The 9,818-nt window shown below is 69.2% G+C and carries 9 protein-coding genes; 7 read left to right on the forward strand and 2 right to left on the reverse strand.

The genetic code is table 11. The features are described from left to right. The first annotated feature begins 27 nt into the window (after nucleotides 1–27). The 4 genes from FFS09_RS13690 to glcF all read left to right on the forward strand — a co-directional run bounded on the left by FFS09_RS13690 (nucleotide 28) and on the right by glcF (nucleotide 5,369). On the forward strand, nucleotides 28–2,199 hold the full coding sequence (locus FFS09_RS13690) for an acetate--CoA ligase family protein (RefSeq protein WP_171020014.1): 2,172 nt from the start codon (nucleotides 28–30) through the stop codon (nucleotides 2,197–2,199). A 9-nt stretch (nucleotides 2,200–2,208) separates the two neighbouring features. Further along, on the forward strand, nucleotides 2,209–2,934 hold the full coding sequence (locus FFS09_RS13695; protein ID WP_137919445.1) for a GntR family transcriptional regulator: 726 nt from the start codon (nucleotides 2,209–2,211) through the stop codon (nucleotides 2,932–2,934). Between the two features lie 84 nt (nucleotides 2,935–3,018). Then, the gene (gene glcE, locus FFS09_RS13700) at nucleotides 3,019–4,125 is read left to right on the forward strand and encodes a glycolate oxidase subunit GlcE (protein ID WP_137919446.1); all 1,107 of its coding nucleotides are present in this window, start codon (nucleotides 3,019–3,021) and stop codon (nucleotides 4,123–4,125) included. 11 nt (nucleotides 4,126–4,136) lie between these two features. After that, a complete protein-coding gene (gene glcF / locus FFS09_RS13705; RefSeq protein WP_137919447.1) occupies nucleotides 4,137–5,369 on the forward strand; it encodes a glycolate oxidase subunit GlcF in 1,233 nt (410 codons plus the stop codon). Between the two features lie 15 nt (nucleotides 5,370–5,384). Here the strand turns inward: glcF and FFS09_RS13710 are convergent, their stop codons facing one another. Beyond that, nucleotides 5,385–6,275, reverse strand: coding sequence for a LytTR family DNA-binding domain-containing protein (locus tag FFS09_RS13710; protein WP_137919448.1), 891 nt, complete (start codon nucleotides 6,273–6,275; stop codon nucleotides 5,385–5,387). 151 nt (nucleotides 6,276–6,426) lie between these two features. On the opposite strand from FFS09_RS13710, the gene FFS09_RS13715 reads away from it, so the two are divergent. Beyond that, nucleotides 6,427–7,620: an acyltransferase family protein gene (locus tag FFS09_RS13715; RefSeq protein WP_137919449.1), complete on the forward strand. Its 1,194-nt coding sequence runs from the start codon at nucleotides 6,427–6,429 to the stop codon at nucleotides 7,618–7,620. On the opposite strand, the gene FFS09_RS13720 is transcribed toward FFS09_RS13715, so the two are convergent. After that, nucleotides 7,550–8,035, reverse strand: coding sequence for a glutathione peroxidase (locus FFS09_RS13720; RefSeq protein WP_137919450.1), 486 nt, complete (start codon nucleotides 8,033–8,035; stop codon nucleotides 7,550–7,552). The two genes, FFS09_RS13715 and FFS09_RS13720, sit on opposite strands and share 71 nt — an antisense overlap. Nucleotides 8,036–8,203: 168 nt before the next feature. Between FFS09_RS13720 and FFS09_RS13725 the strand changes: the two genes are divergently transcribed. Further along, on the forward strand, nucleotides 8,204–9,433 hold the full coding sequence (locus FFS09_RS13725) for a response regulator (protein WP_137919451.1): 1,230 nt from the start codon (nucleotides 8,204–8,206) through the stop codon (nucleotides 9,431–9,433). A 161-nt stretch (nucleotides 9,434–9,594) separates the two neighbouring features. Continuing rightward, a partial coding sequence (locus FFS09_RS13730) for an ESPR-type extended signal peptide-containing protein (protein WP_137919452.1) occupies nucleotides 9,595–9,818 on the forward strand: 224 nt, incomplete at its 3' end.

A 9,818-nucleotide genomic window follows, 5' to 3' on the forward strand; every position in this document is an offset into this window, starting at 1 on the left:
TTCACATCCCTGAGCCGCACAAGAACCATGAACACCTTCACCGACCACGCCATGCTGAAGCGTTCCGCCAGCAGCCTGTACGCCTTGTTCCACCCCAGGTCGATCGCCTTCATCGGCGCGTCGGAGCGCCCGAACACGCCGGCCTCGCGCGGGCTGCGCAACTGCCTTCGCCACGGCTTCGCGGGCGGCCTCTATCCGGTCAACCCCAAGTACCCAGAACTGTTCGGCGTGCGCTGCTACGCCTCGCTTGCAGAACTGCCCGAAGTGCCCGAGCTGGTGATGATCGCGCTGAGCGCCGAGATGACCTTGAACGCCGTGGCCGACTGCAAGGCCGCGGGCGTGCAGACCGTGGTGGTCTGCAGCGCCGGATGGGAAGAGCAGGGCCCCGAAGGCGTCGAGCGCGCGCGGCGGCTGCAACAGCTGCTGGCCGACACGCCGATGCGCATGCTTGGGCCGAACTGCCTGGGCGCGGGCAACCCTGCGGTCGGCATGTGCCTGGGCTACAACAGCAGCTTCGAGTCCATGGCGCACGCGCGCCACGGGCGCGTCGGCCTGGTCACGCAGAGCGGCGCCATGATGGGCGGGCTGCTGCTCAACGGCGAAGACGCGGGCGCAGACGTCGGGCTCTATGCCCACGTGGGCAATGCCATGGACATCGGCATGGAGGAGATCGTCGAGCACCTGCTGGACGACCCGAAGATCGATGTGGTGGCGCTCATGATCGAAGGTCTGCGCCAGCCGCGGCGTTTCGTCGAAGCGGCGCGGCGCGCCAAAGCCCTCGGCAAGCCCCTGGTGGTGTTCAAGGCCGGCACATCCGAGCTGGGTCAGCAGGCCGTGATGTCCCACACCGGCGCGCTGGCGGGTTCGGACGAAATCTTCTCCGCCGTGTGCCGCGAGCACGGCGTGCTGCGTGTGCAGGAGAGCGAGGACCTGCTGCCCTGCGCATCCCTGCTCGCGCACTGGAAGGGCAAACGAACCGTGGGGCAGGGCGGCCTGCTGGTGTTCACGCTCTCGGGCGGTGCGGCGTCCATCCTCGCGGACGAGTGCGCCCATGCGAACGTGCCGCTGCCCGCCTTGTCGCCGGCGACCTTGGCCAAGCTCGAAGCGATCCTGCCGTCGTACGTGAAAGCGTCCAACCCGCTCGACGTGGGCGGCGCGGTGTTCAGCGACCCGGAGCTGCCCCGCCACGCCCTGGCCATCGCGCTGGAAGACGAAGCCGTCGACGCGGTGCTGTGGGTGGGCGTGGGCGCGCCGCGCGACGAGCGCTCCCAGCTCTGGCTGGACCAGGCGCTCGATGTGCTGGGCCAGAGCACCAAGCCGGGCATGCTGATTCCCGTGTCCGGCTATGTGCAGGAACCGGGTTTCGCGCGCGCCCATGGCCTGGGCATTCCGGTGGCGCGCAGCCTGCGCGCGGCGGCCAGCCTGATCGGTCAGGCGCGCGCCGCGCAACGCCAGGCCTTGCCCTACGGCGTGGCGGGCGAAGACCTGCCGGACCTGCCCGCGCAGCAAGGCCTGGTGGACGAGGTGCGCTCCAAGGCATTGCTCAAGGCCTTGGGCATCCGCGTGCCCGAGGCGCGTGTGGTGCGCGGCGTGGCGGAAGTCGCCGTCGCCGCGCAGCAACTCGCGGGCCCCGTGGTGGTGAAAGGCATGGCGCGCGGCATCGCGCACAAGAGCGAACACGGCCTGGTGGCCCTGAACCTCGGCACGCCGCAAGCCGCCGAAGCCGCGGCGCAAGCCATGCTGCAGCGCGCCCCCGAGCTGGACTTCCAGGGCTTTCTGGTGGAGCAGATGGCGCCGCGCGGCGTCGAGGTGGTGCTGGGCATCAAGCGCGATCCGGCCTTTGGCCCGGTGCTGATGTTCGGCCTCGGCGGCATTGCCGTCGAGCTGTACAAGGACGTGGCGTTCGGCGTCTGCCCCTTGAGCACCGAGCGCGCGAAAGAACTGATCGGCATGACGCGCGCGGCGGCGTTGTTGCGTGGTTTCAGAGGCCAGCCGCCGGCCGACGAAGACGCCCTGGTCGACGCCATGGTGCGGCTCTCGCGCTTCGCCGCGCACCACGCGGACCGGCTGGCGGAGATGGACATCAACCCTGTTATCGTACTGGCCCAAGGTCAGGGCGTATTGGCGCTGGACGCCATGATGGCGTGCGATGCGCCACTCCTCAACGGGTCGGGAGACGCTGGCGCACCAAGCACTTGAAGGACGAGATTGGGCAAGCCTATTTACGTTGAGCTGGCGGAAACATTGCAGCAACAGATCGCCTCGGGCCAGTATCCCGTGGGCACCACCTTGCCGCCGGAGATGAGCCTGTGCGAGATCCATGGCGTCAGCCGCTTCACCGCGCGCGCGGCGCTGGCGGCGCTGCAGCGGCAGGGCTATGTGACGCGGCGTCCGCGCATCGGCAGCGTGGTGCTGACCAACAACCCCCAGCGCTCCTACCTCGTGCAGACCGACAGCGCGAGCGATGTGCTGCGCTTCTCGTCCATTTCCGAGCTGCACCACGTCAGCACGGAAGACGTGGTGGCCGACGCCGCGCTGGCCGCCGACCTGGGCTGCGAGGTCGGCGAACCCTGGATCAAGGTCGCCACCTACCGCGACTCGCCCGAGACCAAGCAGGCCGCCTCGTGGACCGACTTCTACCTGCGGCCCGAGCACCGCAGCCTGGTGCCGCTGATCGGGCACAAGCGCGGCTCGGTGTGGCAGTTCATGAACGAACTGCAACAGCGCCCGATCGAGTGCATCGAGCAGACCGTCGAGGCCTGCAAGATCCCCAAGCACGTCGCCGACGTGCTGGGCGTCGCGCCCAAAAGCCCGGCGCTGCGCGCGATCTACCGCTTGTACAGCGACGGCGATGAAGGCCGCTTCTACGTCGCCATCAGCCTGTACCCCGAAGGCCGGTTCCGCCTGTCGCACACCATGCGCCGGGACAAGTAAGGCGGCCGGCGCCAGCGCCGGTTTGCAAGCGCGCGTGCAGAAAATTCAAAGCCGACGCGCGGCCTGGCGACTACCATCGTCGCCATGTCTCTCACGCCCCACGAGCACCCCGGCGAACTGATCGAGCGGGTCCAGACCGCGGCCGCCGCGCGCACGCCGCTGCGCATCGCGGGCGGGCGCACCAAATCTTTTTACGGCGAAGCGGTGCAGGGCGACACCTTGTCCACCACCGGCTGGGCCGGCATCGTGAGCTACGAGCCCACCGAGCTCGTGGTCACGGTGCGCGCGGGCACGCGGCTCGCCGAGCTCGAGGCCGTGCTGGCCGAACGCGGCCAGTGCCTGGCGTTCGAACCGCCGCGCTTTGGCGCCGAAGGCACCGTGGGTGGCATGGTTGCCGCCGGCCTGTCGGGGCCGGCCCGTGCGAGCGTCGGTTCGGTGCGCGATTTCGTGCTCGGCGCGCGCTTCATCAACGGGCGCGGCGAGCTGCTCACCTTCGGTGGCCAGGTCATGAAGAACGTGGCCGGCTACGACGTGAGCCGTGTTCTCGCTGGTTCGATGGGCACCTTGGGCGTGATCACCGAGGTGAGTCTCAAGGTGCTGCCGGTCGCGCCCGCCGAAGCCACGCTGGTGTTTGGTCTGTCGCAGCACGACGCGCTCGAACAACTGCACCGCTGGGGTGGCCAGCCGCTGCCGATCAACGCCAGCCGTTGGGACGCGCCAGACCGTTTGCATGTGCGGCTGCGCGGGGCCGCCGCAGCGGTCGAGGCGGCTTGCGAGCGCATGGCGCGCGAAGCCGGCGGCACGCGGCTGGACAACGCGCAGGCCGGCCCCGAGTGGACCGACTGCCGCGACCAGCGCCTGCCGTTTTTCCAAGCACCTTCGGCTGGGCTGTGCCTGTGGCGCCTGTCGGTGCCGCAGACCGCGCCGGTGCTGGACCTGCCCTGGGCGCCCCTGATCGAATGGCAGGGCGCGCAACGCTGGTTGTGGGCGCCCGCGAGCGCGGCGGCCGACATCCGCGCGGCGACCGCTGCCGCGCGCGGCCACGCCACGCTGTTTCGCGCGGGGTCCGAAGGCACCATGGGCGTGCCGTGTTTTGACCGCCTCGGCCCGACCCTCGACACCATCACGCAACGCCTTCGCGCCGAGTTCGACCCCGCAGGCATCTTCAACCCCGGCAAGCCGCTGGACTGAGTCTTTGCACCATGCAAACCCAGCTCTTCCCCGAATACCAGCAACGCGCCGACGGCCGCGCGGCCGAGGCCATCCTGCGCAAGTGCGTGCACTGCGGCTTCTGCACCGCCACCTGCCCCACGTACCAGTTGCTCGGCGACGAACTCGATGGACCGCGTGGCCGCATCTACCTGATGAAGCAGGTGCTCGAAGGCGCCGAGCCCACGCGCAAGACGCAGCTGCACCTGGACCGCTGCCTCACCTGCCGAAACTGCGAAAGCACCTGCCCGAGCGGCGTGGACTACGGCCATCTGGTCGACATCGGCCGCCAGATCGTCGACGAAAAAGTGCCGCGCCCGGCCGGTGAAAAAGCGCTGCGCTGGCTGCTCAAGGAAGGCCTGACCTCACCGCTGTTCGCGCCCGCCATGAAGCTCGGCCAACTGGTGCGGCCCTTGCTGCCCGGTGTGTTGAAAGACAAGGTTCCAGTACCGCGCCCGGCGGGTGCCCTGCCGGTGCGCACGCACGCGCGCCGCGTGTTGCTGCTCGCGGGTTGCGTGCAGCCCGCGATGATGCCCGGCATCCACAACGCCACTGCGCGCGTGCTCGACGCGGCCGGCATCCAGAGCGTCGTCGCACCCGCAGCCGGTTGTTGCGGCGCGGTGAAGTTTCACCTGAACGACCAGGATGGCGGCAAGGCCCAGATGCGCGCCAACATCGACGCCTGGTGGCCGCTGATCGAAGGCGGCGTCGAAGCGATCGTGATGAACGCTTCGGGCTGTGGCGTGACGGTGAAGGAATACGGCCACATCCTGCAGGACGACCCGGCCTACGCCGCCAAGGCCGCTCGCGTGAGCGGCCTCACGCGCGACCTGAGCGAACTGCTGCCCGAGCTGGTGCCGGTGTTGCGGCCGTTGTTGAAGCAGGCGCCCGATGCCGCGCGTGTGATCGCCTTTCACCCGCCGTGCACGCTGCAGCACGGCCAGCAACTCAAGGGCGGCGTGGAGCGGCACCTGGCCGAACTCGGCTTCACCGTGCAGGTGGCGCAGAACGAAGCGCACCTGTGTTGCGGCTCCGCCGGCACCTACTCGGTGCTCAACCCCGAGATCGCGCACACGCTGCGCGACCGCAAGCTCGGCCACCTGGGCGAGCTGCAACCCGCGGTGATCGCGAGCGCCAACATCGGCTGCATCACGCACCTGCAAAGCGGCACCGACACGCCGGTGCGGCACTGGGTCGAGGTGCTGGACGAGGCGTTGGGCGCCTGATCCGCAGGGCGTGGATCAGCGCGGTGGCGATGCCGCTGCAACGCGCGCCCGCTGGCCGATCGCGTCCCGGTAGCGGCGGCTGCAGGGCACGGTGGCGCCGTCGCGCAGGGTCAGGCGCGCATCGCCGCTGTCCAGCGGCGTGATCTCGGCGATGTGGTCCAGGTTCACCGCGTGGCTGCGGTGCACGCGCACGAAGCGCTCGGGGTCCAGCTGCTGCAGGAACTCGGTGAAGGTGGAGCGCAGCAGGTAGTCGTGCCCGTTGACGTGCAGGCCCACGTAGTTGCCTTCGGCTTGCAGCCACCCGATGTCGGCGGCGGCCACCAGAAACTCTCGGCGCAGCTTGCGCACCAGGAAGCGCGTGGGGCGCGGTGCGGGCAGGTGTGCGGCGTCGGCGCCGGGGGCCGGTTCGGGCGCGTCGAGCAGCTTCGCTTCCCCGCCGAGCCGCAGCATCAGGAACCGGTAGCTCATCAGGGCCACGACGATCAAGGCGTAGGTGCGCACGTCCTTCAGGTATTCGTAGGCCAGCTGCACGGGCCAGTCACCAAAGTCGTAGCGCGAGCCGGCGAGGGCATAACCCGCTTTGCGCAAAACCACCATGCCCAGCACATGCAGCGCGCAGAACACCAGGCTGGCGCCCAGGTGCAGCGGCAGGGCGGTGCGCAGCGCGTCCCAGCGCAGGGGGGCGCGGCGTTCGAAGGCGGCAATGGCCGGGATCAACAGGCCGATGGCGATGGCGCTCGTCGCCTCCAGGAACGCCGTCTGCAAAACGGGCACGTCGCTGCGTTCCATCCAGCTCACCAGGCTGTTGAAGGCGGCCTGCAGCGCCAGCACGACCACCCAGAATCCGACCTCGACCCGGCGACGAACCGCGGGGTAGCGCGCAAACCAGTCCGGTGCATAAGCCATGGCCGCGAGTCTAGGGCGCATGGGCCCGGGAAATCCATCCCCACCACCCGCGACCCGTCACAGCCGGCCCACGAACCGTCCCAAACCGGGCTGCGCGGCCACCGCCGGCCCCAAGAATCGGCGCCTTTCTTTCAACCTGAAGGGGTTTCCCATGAACCGCCGACACGACATCGATGCCCTGCGCGCGCTGGCTTTTGGCCTGGTCATCCTGTACCACGTGGCCATGGTCTACGTCACCGACTGGCCCTGGCACATCAAGAGCCCGCACGAGGCGCAATGGCTGCAGTGGCCGATGCGCGCCATCAATCTCTGGCGCATGGACCTGGTGTTCCTGATCTCCGGCATGGCCTTCGGCTTCCTGCGCCAGGGCAGTGGGCCCGCGCGCCTGATCGGGCGGCGCAGCTGGCGCCTGCTGCTGCCGCTGGCGTTCGGCATGGCCGTGGTGGTGCCTTACCAGGTGTACGTGCAGGTGGTCGACAACGGCACCATGGGCCCAGGCTTCGCCGCTTTCCTGGCCCGCTACTACGGTGGAGGCCCCTGGCCCCGCGACGCTTTCGCGGGCGCGGAATTTGGCGTCACCTGGAACCACCTCTGGTACCTGGTCTACCTGTGGGCGTACACGGCCGTGCTGGCGCTGCTGACACCGGTGCTGGACTCGGCCACGGGTCAGCGGCTGCGGCAGGCGTTCACCAGTTTGCGCGGCCCGGCCCTGCTGGTGCTGCCCGTGCTGCCGCTGGCCCTCTACACGCTGACCTTGTGGCCGCGCTTCCCGCCCACCCACAACCTGATCCACGACGGCTGGTTGCACGCGGTGTACTTCACCTTGTTCGTCTACGGCTATTGGGCCGGGGTGGACGCGGGGCTCTGGGCGGCGCTTCGCCGCCTGCGCTGGATCGCGCTGGGGCTGGCCCTGGGCTGGTTCGCGCTGCACGTGGGTCTGCGCCACATGGCCGCGGGTGGCGACCCGAGCTGGCGCCTGGCCGCGCGGCTCGCGGCGGACGCCTACCTGTGGACCAGCCTGGTAGCAGTGCTGGGCTGGGCGCACCACCGGCTCAATCGGACCTGGCCTTGGCTGGCGTGGGCCAACGAATCGGTCTACCCGTGGTACGTGCTGCACCAGACGCTGATCATTGCGCTGGCTGTGCTGCTGTCGCCCTGGGCGCTGGGTCCGGTGGTGGAACCCTCCGTGCTGCTGCTGGGCACGGTGCTGGGTTGCTGGCTCGTCACCGACGGGCTGGTGCGCCGCTCGGCGTGGTTGCGGCCCCTGTTCGGCCTCAGGCCGCGAGCGCTGCCTCGATATCGGAAGACAGCTTCTCCGGCGCGTCCTGGGGCGCATAACGTTTGATCACGCGCCCGTCCTTGCCCACCAGGAACTTCGTGAAATTCCATTTGATGGCCTTGCTGCCCAGCAAGCCCGGGGCTTCGGCCGTGAGCCACTGGTAGAGCGGGTCCGCGTCCGAACCGTTCACGTCGATCTTGGCCATCATCGGGAAGCTCACGCCGTAGTTGAGCTGGCAGAAGCTGGCGATCTCGTCGTTGCCGCCCGGGTCCTGGCTGCCGAACTGGTTGCAAGGGAAACCCAGCACCACCAGGCCGCGCACGCCATAGGTCTGGTGCAGTTTCTCCAGCCCGCCGAACTGCGGCGTAAAACCGCAGGCGCTGGCGGTGTTCACGATCAACAGGGGCTTGCCCTCGTACTGCCGCAGCGGCACGGAGCGGCCGTCGATGGTCTGGGCTTCGAAGTCGTAAATGCTGCTCATGGGTCGGGCTCCTGAAGGTGGTTGCACGGTGGCCATTGTGCGGTGCCCGTCCTGCCCGTGACAAAAGGCCGGACCGACACCGCAGGCCGGCGGTGGGGCATCTTTCGCGCCGAGCGCCAATGCGGGCATACTGACCCGCAACATTTCATAACAGTTGAGGGGCTGGGTATGGTGGCTGCGTACACGGTGGCGCTGGTGGGTTTCTCGCAAGCGGAGTCGTCCACGTTCGAATCCTTCTTCCGCCTGGCCTCGCGCCGCCCGCCGGCCTATCTGGTGCAGGACGAGGTGATGGACGCGCAGATCCTGATCGTCAACGCCGACAACGTGCAGGCCGTGCTGCTGGTGCGCGATGCCGAACTGCCGGGCCGGGTGTTGCTGGTCGGCAGTTCCGACAGCGGCACCGGCTGGCCCTTGCAGCGCAAACCGGTCAAGCTGGTGGCGCTGCTCGCTACGCTCGACGAGATCGTGGGCGCCAGGCGCCTGCCGCCGCAGAGGCGCGATGCCGCCATGGCCCCGGCCGCTGCGCAGGCCGAAGAGCCGTTCCGAGCCTCCCAGTTGCAGGGGCTGAATGCGAGCATGAAGCTGGCGAGCGGGCAAGCGCACACCCAGCCGCCGGATCACCCGCCGTCGGTGCTGCCGGGCGCGGGGGCCGACCGCGGCTTCTCCGCCACCGTGCCGTATGGCGCCGAGGGCCTGCCCGCTCTTGCGCCGGCCGTGAAGGGTGGCCGACGCCGTCGCTCCGTCGACACCGAATTTCCGCTCACACGCCCAATGCCGCGGGGGGCGTCCTTGACGGCCCACTTGCCAACCCCTGCGGCCATGCCGGTCGCCGCGCGCACGACCCCGGCACCAGTCGCCCGCCCAGGCGTCATGCGCATGACCGATTTCGGCGGCCTCGACGAGATGCCCTCGCCCATGCCACCGCCGCCGCGCTCCACGCGTGCGCCGCGCTCGCGCATCGCTTCGGACAAGACCGCGGTGCCCGAGGTGGCGCGTGGCGACATGTTGCTGGTCGCCGAAAGCCTGGTGGAAGGGCGCATCCTGCTCAAGCGGTTCAAGCGCTATGGCCTCAGCGTGGACTGGTCGCGCGAGGCGGCGCAAGCCGTGGTGATGCTCAAGGCACATGCGTATCGGCTCGTGGTGATCGACCGTCTCAAGGGCGAGCCCGATGGCAACCAGATCTGCCGTTTGGCCAAACAAACCAAGGGGCCCAAAGGCGCGCCGGTGGTCATCATGTTCGCGCCCACCGCCGGCAGCATGGACCGCATGAAAGCCGGCCTGGCCGGCAGCGACGCCTATCTCTCGCGCTCGGTGGGCGAGGCCGACCTGTACAAAGTGCTGGCCCACCACCGACTCGTCCACCTGGACGGCTTCGCGCCGACGAACGTGGGGTTCTAGGGGCACGCCGCCCTGGGCGCGGCGATCGGGATCTTTCCCCCAGATGGGGGATGTCTGTCGCGGCGGACACCCAATCTAGTACCGCTGCGGTATTCCCTTTGACGTGACCGTTTGTTGTGATCTCGGCCGATCACAACAACGTCATCTCCAGGGAGTCCCTCATGAACAAGAACCGCCACCGCGTGGTGTTCAACGCCGCGCGCGGGCTGCGCATGGTCGTCGCCGAATGCGCGCGTGCGCTGGGCAAAGCCAGCACGGCCACCGCAGCGGCGCTCATCACCGCCTCGCTGTTTCCCGCCCACGCGCAAATCGCCGCCGACCCCGGCGCCCCGGGTCGCCAACGCCCTACCGTGTTGACGGCCCCCAACGGCGTGCCCCTGGTCAA

The organism is Hydrogenophaga sp. 2FB, from assembly GCF_005503365.1.
Classification (GTDB): Bacteria; Pseudomonadota; Gammaproteobacteria; order Burkholderiales; family Burkholderiaceae_C; genus Hydrogenophaga.

Bases quoted from the DNA above. Each gene is read 5' to 3' on its own strand.
- glcE (WP_137919446.1), top strand. From the start codon at position 3,019: ATGTCTCTCACGCCCCACGAGCACCCCGGCGAACTGATCGAGCGGGTC.
- FFS09_RS13715 (WP_137919449.1), top strand. From the start codon at position 6,427: ATGAACCGCCGACACGACATCGATGCCCTGCGCGCGCTGGCTTTTGGC.
- FFS09_RS13710 (WP_137919448.1), bottom strand. From the start codon at position 6,275: ATGGCTTATGCACCGGACTGGTTTGCGCGCTACCCCGCGGTTCGTCGC.
- glcF (WP_137919447.1), top strand. From the start codon at position 4,137: ATGCAAACCCAGCTCTTCCCCGAATACCAGCAACGCGCCGACGGCCGC.
- FFS09_RS13690 (WP_171020014.1), top strand. From the start codon at position 28: ATGAACACCTTCACCGACCACGCCATGCTGAAGCGTTCCGCCAGCAGC.
- FFS09_RS13725 (WP_137919451.1), top strand. From the start codon at position 8,204: ATGGTGGCTGCGTACACGGTGGCGCTGGTGGGTTTCTCGCAAGCGGAG.
- FFS09_RS13720 (WP_137919450.1), bottom strand. From the start codon at position 8,035: ATGAGCAGCATTTACGACTTCGAAGCCCAGACCATCGACGGCCGCTCC.